General features: G+C 63.9%; 21 protein-coding genes. 16 read left to right on the top strand and 5 right to left on the bottom strand.

Translation table 11 applies throughout. The annotated features are described in order from the left end of the window. The first annotated feature begins 94 nt into the window (after window positions 1-94). The 11 genes from A9D15_RS15680 to A9D15_RS15730 all read left to right on the top strand — a co-directional run bounded on the left by A9D15_RS15680 (window position 95) and on the right by A9D15_RS15730 (window position 11,548). Complete coding sequence (locus tag A9D15_RS15680) at window positions 95-1,387, top strand: thiamine pyrophosphate-dependent enzyme (protein ID WP_066766756.1); 1,293 nt, start codon at window positions 95-97, stop codon at window positions 1,385-1,387. Beyond that, window positions 1,384-2,415 carry an alpha-ketoacid dehydrogenase subunit beta gene (locus tag A9D15_RS15685; protein WP_066766758.1) on the top strand — a complete coding sequence of 344 codons (1,032 nt, stop codon included), beginning with the start codon at window positions 1,384-1,386 and terminating at the stop codon, window positions 2,413-2,415. Before A9D15_RS15680 ends, A9D15_RS15685 begins: the two co-directional genes overlap by 4 nt. Then, window positions 2,415-3,707: a dihydrolipoamide acetyltransferase family protein gene (locus A9D15_RS15690; protein ID WP_066766760.1), complete on the top strand. Its 1,293-nt coding sequence runs from the start codon at window positions 2,415-2,417 to the stop codon at window positions 3,705-3,707. The genes A9D15_RS15685 and A9D15_RS15690 overlap by 1 nt, the downstream gene beginning before the upstream one ends. Before the next feature lie 110 nt (window positions 3,708-3,817). After that, complete coding sequence (gene gpmA, locus A9D15_RS15695) at window positions 3,818-4,510, top strand: 2,3-diphosphoglycerate-dependent phosphoglycerate mutase (protein ID WP_066766762.1); 693 nt, start codon at window positions 3,818-3,820, stop codon at window positions 4,508-4,510. Window positions 4,511-4,520: 10 nt separating this feature from the next. After that, window positions 4,521-5,009, top strand: coding sequence for a 5-(carboxyamino)imidazole ribonucleotide mutase (gene purE / locus A9D15_RS15700; RefSeq protein WP_066766764.1), 489 nt, complete (start codon window positions 4,521-4,523; stop codon window positions 5,007-5,009). Window positions 5,010-5,021: 12 nt separating this feature from the next. Beyond that, a complete protein-coding gene (locus tag A9D15_RS15705; RefSeq protein WP_066766772.1) occupies window positions 5,022-6,107 on the top strand; it encodes a 5-(carboxyamino)imidazole ribonucleotide synthase in 1,086 nt (361 codons plus the stop codon). Beyond that, window positions 6,104-6,625, top strand: a complete 522-nt coding sequence (locus A9D15_RS15710) for a dihydrofolate reductase (RefSeq protein ID WP_066766774.1) — start codon at window positions 6,104-6,106, stop codon at window positions 6,623-6,625. Before A9D15_RS15705 ends, A9D15_RS15710 begins: the two co-directional genes overlap by 4 nt. 36 nt (window positions 6,626-6,661) lie before the next feature. Continuing rightward, window positions 6,662-7,588, top strand: a complete 927-nt coding sequence (locus A9D15_RS15715; RefSeq protein ID WP_066766775.1) for a bifunctional riboflavin kinase/FAD synthetase — start codon at window positions 6,662-6,664, stop codon at window positions 7,586-7,588. A 44-nt stretch (window positions 7,589-7,632) separates the two neighbouring features. Then, window positions 7,633-10,599 (top strand): isoleucine--tRNA ligase, encoded by a 2,967-nt coding sequence (gene ileS, locus A9D15_RS15720; RefSeq protein WP_066766777.1) that lies wholly within the window; start codon window positions 7,633-7,635, stop codon window positions 10,597-10,599. Next, window positions 10,599-11,138 (top strand): signal peptidase II, encoded by a 540-nt coding sequence (lspA, locus tag A9D15_RS15725; protein ID WP_066766780.1) that lies wholly within the window; start codon window positions 10,599-10,601, stop codon window positions 11,136-11,138. Before ileS ends, lspA begins: the two co-directional genes overlap by 1 nt. Next, window positions 11,138-11,548, top strand: a complete 411-nt coding sequence (locus A9D15_RS15730) for a DUF3035 domain-containing protein (RefSeq protein WP_082924550.1) — start codon at window positions 11,138-11,140, stop codon at window positions 11,546-11,548. Before lspA ends, A9D15_RS15730 begins: the two co-directional genes overlap by 1 nt. A 34-nt stretch (window positions 11,549-11,582) precedes the next feature. Here A9D15_RS15730 and A9D15_RS15735 read toward each other — a convergent pair whose 3' ends face one another. Further along, the gene (locus A9D15_RS15735) at window positions 11,583-12,908 is read right to left on the bottom strand and encodes a hemolysin family protein (protein WP_066766785.1); all 1,326 of its coding nucleotides are present in this window, start codon (window positions 12,906-12,908) and stop codon (window positions 11,583-11,585) included. A 224-nt stretch (window positions 12,909-13,132) separates the two neighbouring features. Between A9D15_RS15735 and A9D15_RS15740 the strand changes: the two genes are divergently transcribed. After that, window positions 13,133-13,822 carry a YiaD family glycine zipper/OmpA-like lipoprotein gene (locus tag A9D15_RS15740; protein WP_066766787.1) on the top strand — a complete coding sequence of 230 codons (690 nt, stop codon included), beginning with the start codon at window positions 13,133-13,135 and terminating at the stop codon, window positions 13,820-13,822. 52 nt (window positions 13,823-13,874) lie between these two features. Here A9D15_RS15740 and A9D15_RS15745 read toward each other — a convergent pair whose 3' ends face one another. Further along, window positions 13,875-14,654, bottom strand: a complete 780-nt coding sequence (locus A9D15_RS15745) for a 3'(2'),5'-bisphosphate nucleotidase CysQ (RefSeq protein WP_066766790.1) — start codon at window positions 14,652-14,654, stop codon at window positions 13,875-13,877. A gap of 177 nt (window positions 14,655-14,831) precedes the next feature. On the opposite strand from A9D15_RS15745, the gene sucC reads away from it, so the two are divergent. From sucC to A9D15_RS15765, 4 genes are all read left to right on the top strand, one after another. Then, the gene (gene sucC, locus A9D15_RS15750) at window positions 14,832-16,031 is read left to right on the top strand and encodes an ADP-forming succinate--CoA ligase subunit beta (RefSeq protein WP_066766792.1); all 1,200 of its coding nucleotides are present in this window, start codon (window positions 14,832-14,834) and stop codon (window positions 16,029-16,031) included. Window positions 16,032-16,288: 257 nt separating this feature from the next. After that, window positions 16,289-17,035, top strand: coding sequence for an electron transfer flavoprotein subunit beta/FixA family protein (locus A9D15_RS15755; RefSeq protein ID WP_066766795.1), 747 nt, complete (start codon window positions 16,289-16,291; stop codon window positions 17,033-17,035). Continuing rightward, entirely contained in the window at window positions 17,035-17,964 is a 930-nt protein-coding gene (locus A9D15_RS15760) for an electron transfer flavoprotein subunit alpha/FixB family protein (protein WP_066767006.1), read from the top strand. The genes A9D15_RS15755 and A9D15_RS15760 overlap by 1 nt, the downstream gene beginning before the upstream one ends. Before the next feature lie 172 nt (window positions 17,965-18,136). Next, a complete protein-coding gene (locus A9D15_RS15765) occupies window positions 18,137-19,084 on the top strand; it encodes an LOG family protein (RefSeq protein ID WP_082924533.1) in 948 nt (315 codons plus the stop codon). Window positions 19,085-19,087: 3 nt separating this feature from the next. On the opposite strand, the gene thiD is transcribed toward A9D15_RS15765, so the two are convergent. The 3 genes from thiD to glmM are packed head-to-tail and all read right to left on the bottom strand — an operon-like array spanning window position 19,088 to window position 21,389. Then, window positions 19,088-19,837 carry a bifunctional hydroxymethylpyrimidine kinase/phosphomethylpyrimidine kinase gene (gene thiD / locus A9D15_RS15770; RefSeq protein WP_066766798.1) on the bottom strand — a complete coding sequence of 250 codons (750 nt, stop codon included), beginning with the start codon at window positions 19,835-19,837 and terminating at the stop codon, window positions 19,088-19,090. Then, window positions 19,834-20,052 (bottom strand): DUF1272 domain-containing protein, encoded by a 219-nt coding sequence (locus A9D15_RS15775; protein ID WP_066766801.1) that lies wholly within the window; start codon window positions 20,050-20,052, stop codon window positions 19,834-19,836. The genes thiD and A9D15_RS15775 overlap by 4 nt, the downstream gene beginning before the upstream one ends. Next, window positions 20,052-21,389, bottom strand: coding sequence for a phosphoglucosamine mutase (glmM, locus tag A9D15_RS15780; RefSeq protein ID WP_066766803.1), 1,338 nt, complete (start codon window positions 21,387-21,389; stop codon window positions 20,052-20,054). Before glmM ends, A9D15_RS15775 begins: the two co-directional genes overlap by 1 nt. Window positions 21,390-21,418 lie beyond the last annotated feature (29 nt).

Below are 21,418 nucleotides of genomic sequence, written 5' to 3' on the forward strand. Positions count from 1 at the left end.
AGGAAAATTTTTCCTAACAGGGCGTGCGCGGCGGCAGATTCAGGGAAAACATTCCTCTCAAACTGCGTTAGACTGACGAGAGCGGCCCGCGAACATGCCGCAAGAGGATGCACGTGTGACGAAATCGAACCTTCCCCGCCTAGAGCTTCACATTCCGGAGCCGCCTTCCCGTCCCGATACGGAAGTCAGCTTCGCGCACGTCAATCGCGGCGAGGCTGGCGCGGTGCGCCGCCCCGACATTGCCGAGCACGAAAGCAACATGCGCGACCTGCCGTACGAGCTGATCCGCGTGCTAGACGACGACGACAGGGCCGTCGGTCCCTGGGACCCGAAGCTTGCGCCCGAAACGCTGATCAAGGGCCTGCGCGCCATGGTCCTGACCCGCGCGTTCGACGACCGGCTGTTCCGCGCCCATCGCCAGGGCAAGACCAGCTTCTACATGAAGTCCACCGGCGAGGAGGCGATCTCTGCCGCGCAATCTATGGCGCTGGACAAGGGGGACATGTTCTTTCCCACCTATCGCGCGATGGCTTGGCTTCACGCGCGCAACTATCCGCTCACCACGCTGTGCAACCAGATCTTCTCGAATGCGGAAGACCCGCTGGCGGGCAAGCAGCTGCCGATCCTGCACTCTGCGCGTGAGTACGATTTCTACTCGATCTCGGGCAACCTGGGCGTTCGTTTCGTCCATGCCGTGGGCTGGGCGATGGCGTCGGCCTACAAGAACGACACCAAGATTTCCCTCGCTTATGTCGGTGACGGCACGACTGCGGAAGGCGACTTCCACGAAGCGATGACCTTCGCCGCCGCCTACCGCGCGCCGACGATCCTGTGCGTTACGAACAACCAGTACGCGATTTCCAGCTTCGCCGGTTTCGCAGCGCCCGAACGTCTGCCGTTTGCGGCCAAGGCGCTGGCCTATGGCTTCCCCGGCATCAAGGTCGACGGCAACGATTTCCTTGCCGTCTGGGGCGCGACGCAGTGGGCGGCAGAACGTGCCCGCACCAACAACGGCCCGACCCTGATCGAGTTCTACACCTACCGCGCCGAAGGGCACTCCACCTCCGACGATCCCAGCGCATATCGCCCCAAGGACGAAGCGAAGCACTGGCCGCTGGGGGATCCGGTCGAGCGCCTGAAGGACCACCTGATCGCGCTGGGCGCATGGGACGAGGAGCGTCACGCCGCGCTGGAAGCCGAACTGAAGGAAAAGGTGAAGATCGCCGTGAAGGAAGCCGAGGCCATCGGCACTCTGGGCCAGTCGAAGCCCCCGATCGAGGAAATGTTCGAGGACGTCTTCGCCGAAAAGGACTGGAGGCTGAAAGAACAGCTGCGCGAGCTCAAGCGCCGCCGTGCCGGGGATTCTGCGGCAGGAGAAGGCGCATGACCGAAACGAAGCGCATGAACATGATCCAGGCGCTCAACAGCGCGCTGGACGTGAAGATGGGTCAGGACGAGGACGTTCTCGTCTTCGGCGAAGACGTCGGCTATTTCGGCGGCGTCTTCCGCGTTACCGAAGGGCTTCAGGCCAAGCACGGCCTGAAACGCTGTTTCGACGCGCCGCTGACCGAAGGCGGCATCATCGGCAGCGCCATCGGCATGGCGGCGTACGGCCTGAAGCCGGTGCCCGAGATCCAGTTCGCCGACTACATCCTGCCCGCTTACGACCAGCTCGTGTCCGAAGCCGCGCGCCTGCGTTACCGTTCAAACGGCGAGTTTTCGGCCCCCGTCACCGTACGCACTCCCTATGGCGGCGGCATCTTCGGCGGTCAGACCCACTCGCAGAGCCCCGAGGCGATCTTCGCCCACGTCACGGGCCTCAAGACGGTGATCCCGTCGAACCCCTATGACGCCAAGGGCCTGCTCATCGCCTCGATCGAGTGCGAGGATCCGGTCATTTTCCTTGAGCCCAAGCGCCTCTACAACGGCCCCTTTTATGGCCGCCCGGACGAGGAGCTGAAGACCTGGGCCAATTCGGGCCTTGCCACAGCGGACGTCCCCGTCGGGCATTACGAAGTCCCGCTGGGCCGCGCGTCGCTGGTGCGCGAAGGCAGCGAAGTCACCGTACTTGCCTATGGCACGATGGTTCACGTTGCAGAGGCCGGTATCGCCGATGCCGGTGTCGATGCCGAACTGATCGACCTTCGCTCCATCGTCCCGCTCGACATCGATGCGATCACCGCCTCGGTACGCAAGACGGGCCGCTGCGTCATCCTGCACGAGGCATCGCGCTTCGGCGGCTTCGGCGGCGAGCTTTCCGCGCTCGTCCAGGAACGCTGCTTCGACTACCTGCGCGCGCCGATCGAACGTGTCGCGGGCTACGACATGCCCTACCCTCACGCTTTCGAATGGGATTATTTCCCCGGGCCGATCCGGCTTGCCGAGGCGATAAAAGCAGCCGTGGAGTATCGCTGATGGGTACGTATAAGTTCCGCCTGCCCGACATCGGCGAAGGCGTCGCAGAGGCCGAGATCACCGCATGGCACGTCAAGGTCGGCGACACGATCGAGGAGGACGACGCGCTGTGCGACGTGATGACCGACAAGGCCACCGTCGACATGACGAGCCCCGTCGGCGGCACGATTCTGGCGATTCACGGCGAAGTAGGCGAGATGAAGGCCGTCGGTTCGGTCCTCGTAGAGCTTGAGGTCGAAGGTGCCGGAAACGATGGGGGCAATTCGGCCGACGAAGTCCCCGCCCCCGCAACGGCCCCGAACGAGGCGCCCGAAGGCCCCACCCCACCGCCTGCCGAGGACAAGCCCGCCGCTCCCAAGCCCGCCACGGCTCCGAAGCCTGCCCCGGCACCGGTTGCCAAGCGCCCCGCCCCTGCGCCGACGACGGAGGTCGATCACGCCGGCTTCCCGCTTGCTGCCCCCGCAACGCGTCGCCGCGCCGCCAAGCTGGGTATCGACCTGTCGAAAGTCCCAGGCACGGGCCGCAATGGCCGCGTCACGCCCGAAGATATCGAGAACTATCTTGGCGGCGGCGACCCGCGCTTCGCGACGCGCGGCGGTGTCGAGGAGATCAAGATCATCGGCCTTCGCCGCAAGATTGCGGAGCGCATGGAGGAGACGTGGTGCCGTATCCCACACATCACTTATGTCGAGGAATTCGACGTCACCGCGCTGGAAGACCTGCGTGCCGTGCTCAACGCATCGCGCGGGGAGGGCCAGCCCAAGCTGACCTTCCTGCCCTTCCTCGTGCGCGCCATCGTGAAGACGGTCCCCGACTTCCCGCACATCAACGCGCACTACGACGACGATTCAGGCGTGCTGCGCCAGCACGGCGCGGTCCATGTCGGCATCGCGACCGCCACCCCTGCGGGCCTGATGGTCCCCGTCGTCCGCCATGCCGAACAGATGGACGCATGGACCACGGCGGACGAGATCACGCGCCTGTCAAAAGCCGCACGCGATGGCGGGGCCAGCCGAGAGGAGCTGTCCGGCTCCACCATCACGATCACGTCGCTCGGCCCCATCGGCGGTGTCGCCACCACCCCGATCATCAATCGCCCTGAAACGGCCATAGTCGGCCCGAACAAGATCGTGGAGCGCCTGGAACGCCGCAATGGCGAGATCGTGACGCGAATGATCATGCCGGTCTCGTCCAGCTTCGATCACCGCATCGTCGACGGATACGAAGCCGCCCAATTCATGCAGGCCCTGAAACGCCTGATCGAGAACCCGGCGCTTCTCTACATGGACTGAACCTTGCGGGCGGGCCGCACTGGCCCGCCCTTTCGCGCTTGCGGCTTTCCAAACCGGCACGCCCGCGCTAGGGGCCGTGGCTTCCAGTCAAAGGGAGCCGCGTACCGAACATGTCCGCCACGAACCTTATCCTCGTCCGCCACGGCCAGTCGCAGTGGAACCTGGAGAACCGTTTTACCGGATGGTGGGACGTGGACCTCACCGAAAAGGGCGAGGCCGAAGCCAAGGCCGCAGGTGAACTTCTGGCCGCCAAGGGCATGCTTCCCGACGTCGCCTTCACCTCGTTCCAGACGCGCGCGATCCGCACGCTGCACTTTGCACTGCACGCCGCGAACCGGCTGTGGATTCCCGAAACGAAGGACTGGCGCCTGAACGAGCGTCACTATGGCGGCCTCACCGGTCTCGACAAGCAGGAGACCCGCGACAAGCACGGTGACGACCAGGTGCACATCTGGCGCCGCAGCTTCGACACGCCGCCGCCCGCCATGGAAAAGGGCAGCACTTTCGACCTGTCGGCCGACCCGCGCTATGCCGGGATCGACGTGCCGATGGCCGAGAGCCTGAAGGACACGATCATCCGCGTGCTTCCCTATTACGAGGCAGAGATCGAGCCGGTCCTCGCCTCGGGCAAGACGGTCATCGTCTCGGCCCACGGCAACTCGCTGCGCGCGCTGGTGAAGCACCTGTCGGGCATTTCCGACGACGACATCACCGGCCTCGAGATTCCGACCGGCCAGCCGATCGTCTATCCGTTCGAAGGCGGCAAGCCTTCGGGCGAGCGTTACTACCTCTCGGACGCGTAAGGAGCGATTGATGAGCGCACTTGTCGCGATCGTCATGGGCAGCCAGTCCGACTGGTCCACCATGCGCCATGCCAAGGATGTCCTTGCCGATCTGGGCGTGGAAACCGACTGCCGCATCGTGTCGGCGCATCGCACGCCCGAACGCATGTTCGATTTCGCCAAGGGCGCAGCGGATGAAGGCTTCAAGGTCATCATTGCGGGCGCAGGCGGTGCGGCGCACCTGCCCGGCATGATCGCATCGATGACGCACTTGCCGGTGCTGGGCGTGCCGGTGAAGTCCAAGGCGCTGTCGGGCAACGATTCGCTGCTTTCCATCGTCCAGATGCCGGGCGGGGTTCCGGTCGGCACGCTGGCCATCGGCGATGCCGGCGCGAAGAACGCAGGGCTTCTGGCCGCATCCATCCTTGCCACCAACGACGATACGCTTGCCGACCGACTGAAGGCGTGGCGCGCCGCGCAAAGCGCAAGTGTGGCCGAACGCCCCTCTGACGAGGCCTGAGGAAGACGTAAGATGAGCGACTTGCCGGTCATCCCCCCGGGCAGCACGATCGGTATTCTGGGCGGCGGACAGCTGGGCAGGATGCTGGCAATGGCCGCGGCGCAACTGGGCTATCGCTGCCACATCTACGCGCCTGAAGATCACTGCGTCGCTGCCGAAGTTTCCGCCGCCTTCACGCAGGCATCGTATGAGGACGAGGCTGCGCTGGCCGCATTCGCCGCCGATTGCGACGTCGTGACTTACGAGTTCGAGAACGTCCCCGTCGCGCCGCTGGCCGCGCTTGGCGACGTGCCACTTCGCGCCCCCGCCCGCGCGCTGGAAATCGCGCAGGACCGGCTCGCCGAAAAGGACTTCGTCTCCGAACTCGGTGGAAGTCCTGCGCCCTATTTCACGCTGGAGGACGAGGCCGGCCTTTGCGCCGCGATCGAGAAGATCGGCACGCCCGGCATCCTCAAGACCCGCCGCGACGGTTACGACGGCAAGGGCCAGTGGCGCATCAAGCGGCCAAGCGATGCCGACGAACTCACCGTACCGCCGCTGCCGCTGATCTACGAAGGCTTCGTGAAATTCGAGGCGGAGTTTTCCGTCATTCTCGTGCGCGCGCTCGACGGTCACATCCGCTTCTGGGACAGCGCGCAGAACGACCATTCCGGCGGCATCCTGTCGCGCTCCACCATCCCGGCCAGCGACACCGTGCTTGCCCAGGTACCCGAGGCCCGCAAGCTTGCCGCCAAGGTCGCGCAAGCATTGGACTATGTCGGTGCCCTCACGCTCGAATTCTTCGCGACAGCGGACGGTCCGGTCTTCAACGAGATGGCGCCCCGCGTGCACAATTCGGGCCACTGGACCATCGAAGGCGCGACCACCAGCCAGTTCGAGAACCACATCCGCGCCATCTGCGGACTGCCGCTGGGCGACTGCGGATTGCGCGTTCCGGGCGCGGTAATGGACAATCTCATCGGCACGACGGCGGAAGAATGCCTTCCCGTGCTTGACGACCCGAGCGCACACCTGCACCTCTACGGCAAAGGAGAGGCGCGCGAGGGGCGCAAGATGGGTCACGTGACCCGCCTTATCCTGCATGAGGGAACCGAATGAAGGGGCCGGAACTGTTCATCGTTGTCGCGCGGGCCGGAAACGGCACGATCGGCGCCGACAATCGCCTGCCCTGGCACATTCCGGCCGATCTTGCCCATTTCAAGCGCCTGACGATGGGATCGCCCATGATCATGGGGCGAAAGACATTCGAATCGCTGCCCGGCACGCTGCCGGGCCGCCGCCACATCGTGCTGACCCGCGATCCCGAATGGATGCCGTCCAAAAGCGACGACAACGACGACGAGGATGACGACATCGAAGTCGCCAACAGCCTCGACGATGCCATCCACCGTGCCAACGGCGCGCGTATCGCGGTGATCGGCGGTGCGGCCGTCTTTGCAGAGGCGCTGCCCCGCGCCCGCCGGATCGAATTGACCGAGATCCACCGCGACTACGACGGCGATGTCGCCATGCCCGCGATCGATCCCGCCGAATGGGAGGAGATCGCGCGCGAGGATCATCCCGAAAACGGAAAGCATCCCGCCTTCAGCTTCGTAACCCTGCGCCGCAAGGGTTGAGAGCCGCGCCGCACCGGGCCTAAGGCCAAGCCAACGATGATTCGCCTCACCTCTCTCGACCCCGTGCCCAAAGCCTTGCGCGGTGCCGTTCTGGCGCTGGGCAATTTCGATGGCGTGCACCGCGGACACCAGGCGGTGATCGGCAGGGCGGTCGACATTGGCCACCAGCAGAGCCGACCGGTCATCGTCGCGACGTTCGATCCGCACCCCGTCCGCTTTTTCAAGCCCGACGTGGCGCCGTTCCGCCTGACGACACTGGACCAGCGCGAAACGCTGTTCGAAGGACTGGGCGCGGATGCCATGATGGTCTTCGAATTCGGCGCGAAGCTTGCGGGTACGACGGCGCAGGAATTCGTGACCGACCTTCTGGTCCGCGATCTCGGCATCGCCGCTGTCGTCACCGGCAGCGACTTCACCTTCGGCAAGGGCAAACAGGGCAATGTCGCTCTGCTGAAATTGCTCGGAGCCGAAGTCGGGATCGAGGCGCACGCCGTCTCCCCCGTCGCGCAAGGGGACGGCATCGTCTCCTCCAGCCGTATCCGCGATGCGCTTTGGTCCGGCGATCCGCAGCAGGCCGCCGCCCTGCTCACGCGCCCGTTCGCGATTCGCGGAATGGTGCAGCATGGCGACAAGGTGGGCCGCACGATCGGCTATCCCACCGCGAATATCGATCTGGGCAGTTATATCCGCCCCAAATACGGGATCTACGCCGTCACCGGGCTGTTGCCCGACGGGCGCGTGCTGAAGGGCGCGGCAAACCTTGGCATTCGGCCCACATTCGATCCGCCCAAGGAACTGCTTGAGCCCTATTTCTTCGACTTTTCCGAGAATCTCTACGGGCAGGAGATCGAGGTCGCCTTCCACCACTTCATCCGGCCCGAGGCGAAGTTCGACGGTCTCGACGCGCTTGTCGCGCAGATGGAGAAGGATTGCGACGAGGCGCGCAGGCTGCTCGGCGCATAAGACATGCTTTATCCGCGCGCCGCTTTGTTCTAGGTGCGCGCGCTATGACTGAAAAGCGCGACTACAAGGACACGGTTTTCCTGCCGAAGACCGATTTTCCCATGAAGGCCGGACTCCCCCAGAAGGAACCGGGCATTCTGGCGCGCTGGCAGGAGATTAACCTCTACGAAAAACTGCGCGAGGCGCGCAGCGGGCGTGAGAAGTTCATCCTGCACGACGGCCCCCCGTACGCGAACGGCGACATGCACATCGGCCACGCGCTGAACCATGTGCTCAAGGACATGGTGGTTCGCACGCAGAGCCTGTTGGGCAAGAACGCGCCCTACGTTCCGGGCTGGGACTGCCACGGCCTTCCGATCGAGTGGAAGGTGGAAGAGCAGTACCGCAAGAAGAAGAAGAACAAGGACGAGGTTCCGGCAAAGGAATTCCGCGCCGAATGCCGCGCCTATGCGCAGCACTGGGTCGATACCCAGCGCGAGCAGCTGAAGCGGCTTGGCATCAACGGCGACTGGGACAACCCGTACCTGACGATGCAGTTCGAGAGCGAGGCGACGATCGTTGCCGAACTGCTGAAGTTTGCGACAAGCGGCCAGCTCTATCGCGGCGCGAAGCCGGTAATGTGGTCGCCGGTCGAAAAGACCGCGCTGGCCGAGGCCGAGGTCGAGTACGAGGACATCACCTCGACCCAGATCGACGTGGCGTTCGAGATCACGGAATCGCCGATTCCCGAACTGGTCGGCGCGCACGCGGTGATCTGGACGACGACGCCGTGGACAATCCCGGTGAACCAGGCGCTCGCCTATGGGCCGGATGTTGAGTATGTGTTGGCAACGATCGAATATGATTTCACGTCATCAATGCCCGAACCGGCCGACGCAATAGCCGCTGAGCTTATTGCCCAAATCAAAGCCGCCTCTAAGGGCTCAAGAGCGCACGCAGTGATAGCGGCTGACTTGGTCGAGCAGTTTCGAAGCCGACACGCCGGTTATGTCCAGTCGCAGGTCGCGGCGCGTAAAATGCCCCCTGGAACGAGCTTCTCGATCACGACTGGGCAAATATTCAAAGGCTCCGACCTAGCTGGCACCGTCGCCCGTCACCCGATGCACAAGCTCGGCGGGTTCTACGCCGCGCCGCGTCCGTTGCTGCCCGGCGATTTCGTCACCACCGATTCCGGCACCGGCCTCGTCCACATGGCACCCGATCATGGCGAGGACGACTTCGACCTTTGCAAGGCTCACGGCATCGAGCCCAAGTTCGTGGTCGAGGGCGATGGCAAGTACCGCGAGGACTGGCTCTGGCTCGGCGGGCAGGGATCGGTCATCAACCCCAAGTTCAACGCGCCCGACGGCCCGATCCTCACCGACCTCAAGGAAGTCGGCGCTCTCCTCAGCGCGTCCACCGACTATCAACACTCTTATCCACATAGCTGGCGTTCAAAGGCCAAGGTCATCTTCCGCTGCACGCCGCAGTGGTTCGTGCCGATGGATATGCCGAACGCGGTAGAGCACATCGACAACCGCGCCGAGGGTCGCTGGGAAAACGAAGGCGGCGCGCAGGAGCCGAAGCTGACGCTGCGCCAAGCGGCGATGCAGGCCATCGCCGACACCCGCTTCGTGCCCGCCAAGGGCCGCAACCGCATCGGTTCGATGGTCGAAGGCCGTCCCGACTGGGTCCTGTCGCGCCAGCGGGCGTGGGGCGTGCCGATCACGCTGTTCGTCGATCGCAAGACCGGCCAGTACCTAAACGATCCGGCGGTCAACGCGCGCATCGTCGAATCCATCCGCACGCACGGCGTGGACGGGTGGGACGAGGAATATGCCGCCGACATCCTCGGCCCCGATTACGATCTGGATGATTACGAGCGGGTCACCGACATTCTCGACGTCTGGTTCGATTCGGGTTCGACCCATGCCTTCGTGCTGGAATCGGGTCGCTGGCCCGATCTGCAGTGGCCTGCCGATCTTTACCTCGAAGGGTCCGACCAGCATCGCGGATGGTTCCAGTCGAGCCTGCTGGAATCCTGCGGCACGCGGGGCCGTGCGCCTTACAAGGCCGTCCTCACCCATGGCTTCACCATGGACGGCAAGGGCGAGAAGATGTCGAAGTCGAAGGGCAACACGATCAGCCCGCTCGATACGATGCGCGACTTCGGCGCGGACATCATCCGGCTCTGGGCACTGTCGGTCGACTATACCGAGGATCACCGCATCGGCCCCGAAATCCTGAAGGGCGTTGCCGACAATTACCGCAAGCTGCGCAACACTTTCCGCTACCTGCTGGGCGCGCTGGACGGCTTTACCGAGGCCGAGCGTCTGCCGGTCGCCGAAATGCCGGAGCTGGAGCGGTACGGGCTGTCCCTGCTTGGCGAGCTTGATGCCAAGCTGAAGGTCTGCGTCGACGATTTCGACTTCAACACCTACACCCGCGCGCTGTCAGATTTCTGCAACGAGGACCTGTCCGCGTTCTTCTTCGACATCCGCAAGGACAGCCTCTACTGCGACGCGCCCACCGACACGGGCCGCCGCGCCTATCGCACCGTCCTCGACACGCTGTTCCACGCGCTGGTCCGCTATGCCGCGCCGGTGCTGGTGTTCACGGCAGAAGAAGTGTGGGGCACGCGCTATCCCGACGGGGATTCGGTCCACCTGCTCGAATGGCCGGAAGTTCCGGCGGCAGATGCCAACAACGACCGCTGGGACGCCCTGCGCGCCCTGCGCGAACGCGTGACCGAGGCGATCGAGCCGTTCCGCCGCGAAAAGACCATCCGCTCCAGCCTGCAAGCCGAAGTCGAAGTGCCGGCAAGCGCCGTGCCCGAAGGCTTCAGCGACGAGGATCTGGCTGATCTGTTCATCACCGCGACAGTCACGCGCGGGCAAGGCGACGGGGTGATCGTGAAGCCCACCGACATGGCCAAGTGCGGCCGCTGCTGGCGCCATCTTCCCGAAGTGGAGGAAGACGGCGACGTGTGCGACCGCTGCGAAACCGTCGTCGAAGGCATGGAAGCGGCCTGATGGGTCTGTTCACGCCGAAACGGGTGCAGGGCCTGATCATCGCCGCCGTCGTGATGATCGTGGACCAGTTCGTGAAGTGGTTCGTCCTTGCCGTGCTGGAACTGCGCCATGTCGGCGTTGTCGACCTGCTGCCGTTCTTCGACCTGCGCTATGCCGAAAACCGCGGCATTTCGTACGGGTTGCTAACGGCGGACAGCCTTGAAGGGCGGATCGGCCTGTTCCTGCTGACCGGTATCATCGCGCTGGGCGTGCTGATCTGGATGTTCCGTGAGAACAAGATGGGCGATATCCTTGCGCTGGCACTGGTGCTGGGCGGCGCGCTGGGCAATATCATCGACCGGGTGCGGTTCACTTACGTAGTGGACTACGCCGACTTTCATCTGGGGACATGGCGACCTTTCGCCGTGTTCAACGTTGCCGATGCGGCGATCTCTGCGGGCGTCGTTTTGCTGCTTGCCCGTTCGCTGTTCATACGCGAAAAGCCTCTTCGCGACGAAGGCAAAGACTATCAGGCCGGTCCGGCCACGGAGAACAAATGATGCGTCTGAAATCCGCCATGCTCGTTCTGGCTTCCTCGGCGATGCTGGCCGGGTGCACCAGCGGGCTCAACATCTTTGGCCGCGACCGCCCCGACGAAATGGCCGTGTCGCGTCAGGCACCGCTCGCCGTTCCGCCCGATTTCGCGCTGACCCCGCCGGAACCGGGCGCTCCGCGCCCGCAGGAACCGACTGCCAGCCAGCAGGCACTGGAAGCCCTGTTCGGCGGCCCCGCTGCGCGTAGCGGCGTGGAAACCAGCGCGGTGATGAAGGCCGGCACGGCAGAAGCGGGCATCCGCACCGCCGTCGGCGATCCCGACACGCACACCGTCGACAAGGGTGTCGTCACCCGCGACATCGTGGCCGCGCCCGAAGGTGATGGCCGCAACGCACAGGCCGTGATCCCGGGCTGATCGCCCCGGCTCACCCGCCACAGATCCCGAAAATTCAGGCGGCGTCCGGGTCAGTCTCGGACGCCGCTTTTTCACGCATGGCCAGAAGCTTGTCGATGCGCCGGCCATCCATGTCGACGATCTCGATCCGCCAGCCCTGGTCGATGAAGTACTCTCCCTCCACCGGCAGTTTTTTCAGCACCCAGAGGACATAGCCCGCCGCCGTCGCGAATTCGCGCGTCTCTGGCATCTCGATGCCGAGGCCTTCGGTAAGGCGGTCCACCGGAAGCGCGCCCGACAAAAGCAGCGACCCGTCCTCTCGCTCCACGATCAGGGGATCGTCGCCATCGTCGCTATGCGCGGCGAACTGACCGACCAGCGCATCGAGCAGGTCTGCAGGCGTCACGATCCCTTCGAAGTGGCCGTATTCGTCGTGGACCAGCGCCATCGCCACGTCTCCGCCCCGCATGATTCGCAATGCGTCCAGCGCGTCGATCTGGTCGGGGATAATCTCGGCCTTCTTCATCAGGCGCGTCACGCTGGGCTTGCGCCCCTTCATCAGCGCGGCAAGCAGTTCGCGCACCTTGACCACACCAATGATGTTCTCGACCGAGCCGTGCCCCACCGGCAGTAGCGAGTGCGGCGAGGACGCGATGACCTTGCGGATATCGGCCTCGCTTGCGCGGCGTTCGATCCAGTCGATCTCGGTGCGCGGTGTCATAAGCTCGCGCACGGGCCGCTCGGCCAGCTTGAGCACTTCGGCCATGATCGTGCGTTCGGCTTCCTCGATCGCGCCGGACCGCGTCGCCTCTGTCATGATGAGCTTCAATTCTTCGGCCGTCATGCCCGCATCGCCGGTCTTGCGGATGCCGATCAGGCGGAGCAGCAGGCTCGTGCTCTTGTCCAGCAGCCAGACGAGCGGTGCCGCCGCCTTCGACAGCATCTTCATCGGCGGCGCGGCGATCAGCGCGATTTTCTCACGCGAACGCAGCGCGATCTGTTTGGGCGCCAGCTCGCCCGCGACAAGAGAGAAATAGGTCGTCAGGACGATGACCAGCGCGAAGCCTGCCGTCTGAGCGGTATCTTCCTCAAGTCCGAGCAGAGCCAGCCGTTGCCCCACCGGTTCGCCAAGGCTGGCACCTGAATAGGCACCCGCGATGATGCCGATGAGCGTGATGCCGATCTGCACGGTCGAGAGAAACTTGCCGCTGTCCGCGATGAGTTCGAGTGCGACCTTTGCCCTTTTCGAACCGTCCTCCGCCATGTGGCGCAGGCGTGCGGGGCGCGAGGAGACGATCGCAAGTTCCGAAAGCGAGAACAATCCGTTCAGAAGGATCAGGCCCGCGATGATAAGAACGTCGGTCCAGGGAAATGGGGACAAGTTCAGTCGCCTCGCCCGTAGATGTTTGTCATAGCCCGGCCAGATAGCGGCAACCGGTCCGTTCTAGCAAGAGATCGCTCGCGCCCGATGGTGCGCGGTCAAATCACTGTCCTCAAAGGTTCATCCGGAACAACGATGCCATGTCGTGCGTTTGACACCCCGAACGCCGGAAAAGGTGCAATCGCGCATGTCCGGTCAAAGAACAACTACGGAGGAAGAACCTCATGGCACGTCGCCGCTATCTTACTGCTGCAATCGCAACCGTCTCGCTGCTGGGCGTATCGGCCTGTGTCACCGACCCGAACACGGGTGAAAAGAAGGTGTCTCGCACCGTCCTCGGCACTGCTGGCGGCGCGGCCGCGGGCTACCTGCTGGGCGGCATCATCGGCGGCAAGACCGCCCGTATCGTCGGCGCTGGCGTCGGCGGCGTGGCCGGCGGTGTCGTCGGCTACAAGATGGACCAGCAGATCAAGGAACTGAAGGAACAGACCGCAGGTTCGGGCATCGATGTCACCGACGAAGGCGACTACATCAAGGTCAACCTGCCCGACGGCGTGACTTTCGCCACCGACAGCGCGACGATCTCGCCCGCTTTCAAGTCGGTCCTCGACGATATCGCGGCTTCGCTGATCCAGTATCCGGACAGCCTCGTCGACGTCTACGGCTTTACCGACAGCACCGGTTCGGAAGCCTACAACCTCCAGCTTTCGGAACGCCGCGCGAAGGCGGTTGCCGACTACCTGATCTACAAGGGCGTTCCGGCGGCTCGTCTTGCCACCAAGGGCTTCGGTGAAGATCCGAACTACTTCGTGGCCAGCAACGATACTGCCGAAGGCCGCGCGATGAACCGCCGCGTCGAGATCAAGATCGTTCCGATCACTCAGGAAGATGTCCAGGCCGCGCAGGGCAACTAAGCCCCGAGGCACTCGGACCAGAGGATTTCCGGCGACGGCCGGAAAGAACGGGTCAGGCGGACAACCGTCTGGCCCGTTCGCTTATCCGCTCGATCGCCGCGCCATGTATCGCAGGCGCGCTGACCAGCAGGCCGAAGGCACGCGGATCGCGCTTGTTATAGGCTAGCGCCCTGCCGAACGCGTCGGTTACGGCCGCACCTGCCTCGCGCGCGATCAAACCGGCGGCACCGATATCCCATTCGTAACCCCAGCGAAGCGTCGCCAGCAGGTCCGCCTCGTCCGCCGCGACCATCGCGATGCGTAAGGCGATGGAGTTGGGCTTGTCGACGCAAGTGAGGTCGACATCCTCTTTCGGCAATACGTCGGCAGGCGTTCGCGCACCGGCAAGTTCGGTTCGCTGACTGGCGACAAGCCGCTGGCCGTTTCGGAAAGAGCCCTGCCCCGCCTGCGCCGTCCAGTATTCGCCACGCGCCGGCGCGTTCAGCCCCGCGATGAGCGGGCGGTTCGCACTGACCAGCGCAACCGAGACCGACCAGCCGGTGCGCCCGCGAATGAAATCGCGCGTCCCGTCGATCGGGTCGACCAGCCAGATCAGCCCGCCTTCAAGCCGGTCGGGCGCATCGACAGTCTCTTCCGACAACCACCCGGCAGAAGGCAGAAGGTCGGTCAGCGCGTCTTTCAGATAGCTGTTCACGGCAAGGTCGGCGGCACAGACCGGGCTGTTGTCCTCCTTGTGCCATGTCTCGGGCTCGTGACCCATGCCGGGCCACTGGGCCAATGCGATTCGCCCGGCCTCGGCCATGATCGAGTCGAATCTTGCGCCGTTCAGCATGATTCCGGTCCGCTGTTGCAAATGATTTGCAAAGTCAAAGATAAACTGGCGGAATGTTCAGTTTCCGTCCGTCAAGCGGGACATGTAGACGATTGCAGCCCTTTTCAACAGGCCTCCGCTATGCTTTACGCACGTGCGAAACGGGCGCACAGGCCCGGCAGACAACAAGGATAGGCGATGAACATTCACGAATATCAGGCGAAGGAACTGCTCGCGAAGTTCGGAGTGGGCGTTCCGGCCGGCCACGCCGCACTCACCGTTGAGGAAGCTGTCGAGGCTGCGAAGAAGCTGCCCGGGCCGCTCTATGTCGTGAAGGCGCAGATCCATGCAGGTGGCCGCGGCAAGGGCAAGTTCAAGGAACTCGGTCCTGACGCCAAGGGCGGTGTCCGTCTCGCCAAGACCCTCGACGACGTCAAGAAGGACGCCGAGGAAATGCTCGGCAACACGCTCGTCACCGTTCAGACGGGTGATGCCGGCAAGCAGGTCAACCGCCTTTATGTCACCGACGGCGTCGACATCGCCGAGGAATACTACCTCTCGATGCTCGTCGATCGCGCCACCGGCCGCGTCGCCCTGATCGTGTCGACCGAAGGCGGCATGGACATCGAGGAAGTCGCGCACTCGACGCCCGAGAAGATCACCACGATCACCATCGACCCGGCCGAAGGCTTCATGCCGCACCACGGCCGCGCGGTCGCTTTCGCTCTCAAGCTCGACGGCGAACTGAACAAGCAGGCGCAGAAGCTGTCGAAGCAGCTCTACGAAGCGTTCATGGCGCTCGACTGCGAAATGCTTGAAATCAACCCGCTGGTGGAAACCAAGGACGGCAACCTGCTCGTCCTCGACACCAAGATGAGCTTCGACGGCAACGCCCTGTTCCGTCACAAAGACGTCGCTGCCCTGCGTGACGAGACCGAGGAAGACCCGGCCGAAGTCGAAGCCAGCGAATACGACCTTGCCTACATCAAGCTCGACGGCAACATCGGCTGCATGGTCAATGGCGCGGGTCTTGCCATGGCGACGATGGACATCATCAAGCTCAACGGCGCGTTCCCGGCCAACTTCCTCGACGTCGGCGGCGGCGCCACGACCGAGAAGGTGACCGCGGCCTTCAAGATCATTCTGTCGGATCCAGCTGTCGAGGGCATCCTCGTCAATATCTTCGGCGGCATCATGAAGTGCGACATCATCGCCGACGGCATCGTCGCCGCGGCCAAGGAAGTGAACCTGTCGGTTCCCCTCGTCGTCCGCCTCGAAGGCACCAACGTTGAAAAGGGCAAGGAAATCCTGGCCAACTCCGGCCTCCCGATCGTCCCCGCCGACGATCTGGGCGATGCGGCGAAGAAGATCGTGGCACAGGTCAAGGAAGCGGCCTGAACCTGATACGAAAGGGGCCGGCGCCGCGAGGTGCCGGCCATTTTTTCTATGTGCGCGTCAACAGGGATGATGCGCACCTGCGGGGCGGCAGCACGCTAATCAGCGGCCTTGGCCCTGCCAAAAACCTCAGCTCGCCGTAGGGACCTTGACCTCCCTATCGCGTATCCCCACAGCACTTGTGCAAATTATTCGCACTCCGGTCAGGCACGCCGCAAGGCAGAGCGCCAGACCGACCTTGCAGAGAGAGGACCACTCTTATGAAAGCCCTCGTACCCGTGAAGCGGGTGATTGATTACAACGTGAAGCCGCGCGTGAAGGCGGATGGCACGGGTGTCGATCTCGCCAACGTGAAGATGAGCATGAACCCGTTTGACGAGATCGCTGTCGAAGAAGCGATCCGTCTGAAGGAAGCGGGCAAGATCGAAGAGATCGTCGCCGTTTCGGTCGGCCCGGCAAAGGCGCAGGAAACGCTGCGTACCGCGCTTGCCATGGGCGCCGACAGCGCGATTCTCGTCGAAACCGACGAAGACGTCGAACCGCTGGCGGTTGCCAAGATCCTGAAGGCCGTTGCGGCAGAGATCGAACCCGGTCTCGTGATCCTGGGCAAGCAGGCCATCGACGACGACAGCAACCAGACCGGCCAGATGCTGGCGGCGCTGATGGACCTGCCGCAGGGCACGTTCGCATCGAAGGTCGTGGTCGAAGGCGATCACGTCACCGTGACCCGCGAAGTCGACGGCGGCCTTGAAACCGTGAAGCTTAGCTTGCCTGCCATCGTCACCACCGACCTTCGCCTGAACGAGCCGCGCTATGCTTCGCTGCCGAACATCATGAAGGCGAAGAAGAAGCCGCTCGAGACCAAGACGCCTGCCGATTACGGTATCGACATCACGCCGCGCCTGAAGACGACGAACGTCTCCGAACCGCCGGTCCGCCAGGCGGGTGTAAAGGTCGCCGACGTTGATGAACTGGTTGCCAAACTCAAGGCCATGGGAGTCGCATGATGAAGACGCTCGTCTGGGTCGAACACGACAATTCGAACATGGCGGATGCCACGCTTGCCGCCGTCACTGCCGCATCGAAGCTGGGTGAAGTCCACCTGCTCGTCGCGGGCTCGGGCTGCCGCGCGGTGGCCGAACAGGCCGCTGGCATCGCAGGCGTGGGCAAGGTCCACCTTGCCGACGATGCCGTCTATGCCAACGCGCTGGCCGAAAACGTCGCGCCGCTCGTCGTCGGGCTGATGGCCGATCACGACGCCTTCGTCTGCCCGGCCACCACGAACGGCAAGAACATCGCCCCGCGCGTTGCGGCCCTGCTCGACGTGATGCAGATCTCCGACATTCTCTCGGTCGAGGGTGAGAAGACCTTCACGCGTCCGATCTATGCCGGCAACGCCATCGCGACGGTCGAATCGACCGATGCCAAGCTGGTCATCACCGTGCGCGGCACCGCGTTCGACAAGGCCGAGCCCACAGGCGGTTCGGCTGCGATCGAGGACGTCGCCAGCACGGGTGATGCGGGCAAGTCGAGCTTCGTCGGCGCCGAAATCGCCGAGAGCGAGCGTCCCGAACTCACCAGCGCGAAGATCATCGTGTCGGGCGGTCGCGCTCTCAAGGACAGCGAGACGTTCGAGCAGGTCATCATGCCGCTTGCCGACAAGCTTGGCGCGGGCGTTGGCGCATCGCGCGCCGCGGTCGATGCGGGTTATGTCCCCAACGACTACCAGGTCGGCCAGACCGGCAAGATCGTGGCACCGGAAGTCTACATCGCCATCGGCATCTCTGGCGCGATCCAGCACCTTGCCGGCATGAAGGATTCCAAGACCATCATCGCCATCAACAAGGACGAGGACGCACCGATCTTCCAGGTCGCCGACATCGGCCTCGTCGCAGACCTCTACAAGGCCGTGCCCGAGCTTACCGAAAAACTGTGAGCCTTTCGGATATGCGAACAAGCGGAAGGGCGGCGCTGCACCAGCGCCGCCCTTTCTTTTTGTGCGCAGCATGTGCGCTTCTCAGGTCCGACCTTGGACTTGTCACGCGTTGAGCCTATCTCTGACCTAATCATCCGCGCGTTTTCTGCGCAAAGACCCCCTTGGGAGATATATGACCGAACGCAAGGAACCGCCGCACGAGCCCGGCAAGCCCGGCCCGCACGGCAAACCCGAACCTGCCGACCGCGCGCTGACACCGCGCAAGTTCTACAAGGCCGAACAGGAAGCCGCCTTTTCCGAGGGTTCGCCCACGCATACGCCGCAGACGAGCCACCCGGCCTATCGCCTGGCGTTCCGCGACACCGATTTCCTGCTGCGCGACGATCTTCGCCCCGTCCGGTTCCAGCTCGAACTGCTGAAGGCGGAAACGATGCTGGAAGAAGCCGGCGTCGGATCGATGTTCGTCATCTACGGTTCGGCCCGGATCCCCTCGCCTGAAACGGCAGAAGAACTGCTGGCCAAGGCGGACACCGATCCGCGCGGGCGTAGTGTAATCGAAAGCCTTGTCGCCAAGACGAAGTATTACGAGGAAGCACGCAAGCTTGCCTACATGGCAAGCGCGGCGGCCATCGTCGAAAACGGCGAACGCCAGTTCGTCGTGTGCTCGGGCGGCGGCCCTTCGATCATGGAAGCGGCCAATCGCGGAGCACATGAAGCAGGCGCCGAAAGCGTCGGCCTCAACATCGTTCTGCCGCACGAGCAGGCACCGAACGAGTTCGTCACGCCGCGCCTGTCGCTGCAGTTCCACTACTTTGCGCTGCGCAAGATGCACTTTCTTATGCGCGCGCGTGCGCTGGCCGTCTTCCCCGGCGGTTTCGGTACGTTCGACGAGTTTTTCGAGACGCTCACCCTTGTCCAGACCGGCAAGATGAAGCCGATCCCGATCTTCCTGTTCGGGCGCGAGTTCTGGGAAAAGGTCGTGAACTTCGAGGCTCTGGCCGACGAAGGCGTGATCAGCCACGAGGATCTGAAGCTCTTCCGCATCGTCGACACTGCCGACGAGGCTTGGGATCGGATCGTGAAGTTCTACAAGCTTAACCCGGCCGCCAAAATCGCCTGAAGATCAACGCACGGCCTGATGGCCGAGCGGGCCGTGCCCGGCACCGAAACCGGGCGCGGCCTTCAGCGCGGCGCGCACAAAAGCCCGGGCCTGTTCGATGGCAGGCACCATGCCCAGACCTGCGCCGAGCCCGCACGCAATGGCGCTCGCTGTCGTGCAGCCGGTTCCGTGCGTATGCCGCGTTTCGATACGCGGCGCCGCCCAGTCGAGCACGTCCTCGCCGGGTCGATAGAGCCGGTCGGTCACCGTATCGCCCGGCGCATCGCCGCCCTTGGCAAGGAACGTGATACCGCGCTCCTGCAAGGCCTTCACGCCGCCCAGCGCGTCAAGCTCGGGGACGTTGGGCGTAGTGATCGCGGCCGTGGCCATCAACCGCTCGAACGCCGCGATCGTGTCGGCATCGGCGAGCACCGATCCGCTGGTCGAGACCATGACGGGATCGAAAACGATGGGCGCATGGACGCCTTCCAGCAGGTCCGCGACGGCATGGGCGACAGCGGGTGAGCCGAGCATCCCGATCTTTACCGCATCCACGCCGATGTCGTCGATACAGCTTTGCGCCTGCGCCACGACCATCTCGGGCGAAAGCACCTCGACCGCCTGAACGCCCGTCGTGTTCTGCGCGGTGATCGCGGTGATCGCGGTCATCGCATAGCCGCCCAACATCGTGATCGTCTTGATGTCGGCCTGGATGCCTGCGCCGCCGGAACTGTCAGACCCTGCGAGAACCAGTACGCGAGAGGGTGTCTTCACCCTTGCGCGTCCTTCATCTTCGCGGCCTTCAGCTGGTTCGAAGCCGACCGCGTCGGCCTGTCGACCAGTTCGCCGCCGCACTTGGGGCAAAGGTCGTCGAGTTCGTCGGCGCACTCTGCACAATACGTGCATTCGAAACTGCAGATGAAGGCGCCGGGCGCTTCTGCCGGAAGGTCGGCTTCGCAGCGTTCGCAGTGGGGTCGCATCTCGAGCATCAGGAACTGGCCCCTTTCACCGCGTCGCAGATCGCATCGACGACCTGTTCGACTTCGGCGGCATCATCGCCCTCCGCCATGACGCGCACGACAGGCTCGGTCCCCGACTTGCGAATGACCACACGGCCCTTGCCGGCCAGCACGCCTTCGCCGTTCGCGATCGCGTCCTTCACGTGCGGGGTCTCCAGCGGATTGCCGGTGTAGCGCACGTTCTTCAGGATCTGCGGCACGGGATCGAACAGGTGGAGCAGCTCGCTCGCCTTCTTGCCCGACTGGACCAGAGCGGCCAGCACCTGCAGCGCCGCAACGGTGCCGTCGCCCGTCGTCGCATGGTCGAGCAGGATCATATGGCCCGACTGCTCTCCGCCCACGTTGAAATCGCCTGCGCGCATCGCCTCCAGCACGTAACGGTCGCCGACGGCGGTCCGCACGAGGCTCAGCCCTTCACCTTCAAGGAAGCGTTCAAGCCCAAGGTTGCTCATGACCGTCGCGACAACGCCGCCACCCTTGAGACGGCCCTGCCGGTTCCAGTCCCGCCCGATCAGCGCCATGATCTGGTCGCCGTCGACGGTCTTGCCCTTTTCGTCCACCACGATCAGGCGGTCCGCATCACCGTCGAGCGCGATGCCGATATCGGCCTGTTCCTCGACAACGCGCTTCTTGATAGCGTCGACCGCGGTCGAACCGACGTCGCGGTTGATGTTGAGACCGTCGGGCGACACGCCCATCTCGATCACTTCGGCGCCCAGTTCCCACAGTGCAGGCGGCGTCACGTCATAGGCCGCGCCATTCGCACAATCGATCACGATTTTGAGGCCGTCGAGCCGGACCGTGTTCGGCAGCGAGCCCTTCACCGCATGGATATAACGGCCCCGCGCGTCATCGATGCGGCGTGCCCGACCGATGTCCTGCGGGGGTACCAGCAGCTGTTCCTGGTCGATCATCATCTCGACCGCCAGTTCGTCTTCGTCCGAAAGTTTGAAGCCGTCGGGGCCGAACAGCTTGATGCCGTTGTCCTCGAACGGGTTGTGGCTGGCAGAGATCATGACGCCCAGATCGGCACGCATCGAACGGGCGAGCAGCGCGACCGCAGGGGTCGGCATCGGGCCCAGCAGCACGACGTCCATCCCCACGCTGGTGAAACCTGCCACCATCGCGCTTTCCATCATGTAGCCCGACAGGCGCGTGTCCTTGCCGATCACGACGCGGTGCTTGTGCCCGCCGCGCAGGAAATAAGTGCCCGCGGCCTGGCCGACCTTCATCGCCATCGACGCGGTCATGTTGCCGGAATTGGTGCGCCCCCTGATCCCGTCGGTGCCGAAATACTTGCGTCCCAAGTCTCGTCCTTCTTCTTGTCGTGATGGAG

It is taken from the genome of Croceicoccus pelagius, from assembly GCF_001661915.1.
GTDB lineage: Bacteria > Pseudomonadota > Alphaproteobacteria > Sphingomonadales > Sphingomonadaceae > Croceicoccus > Croceicoccus pelagius.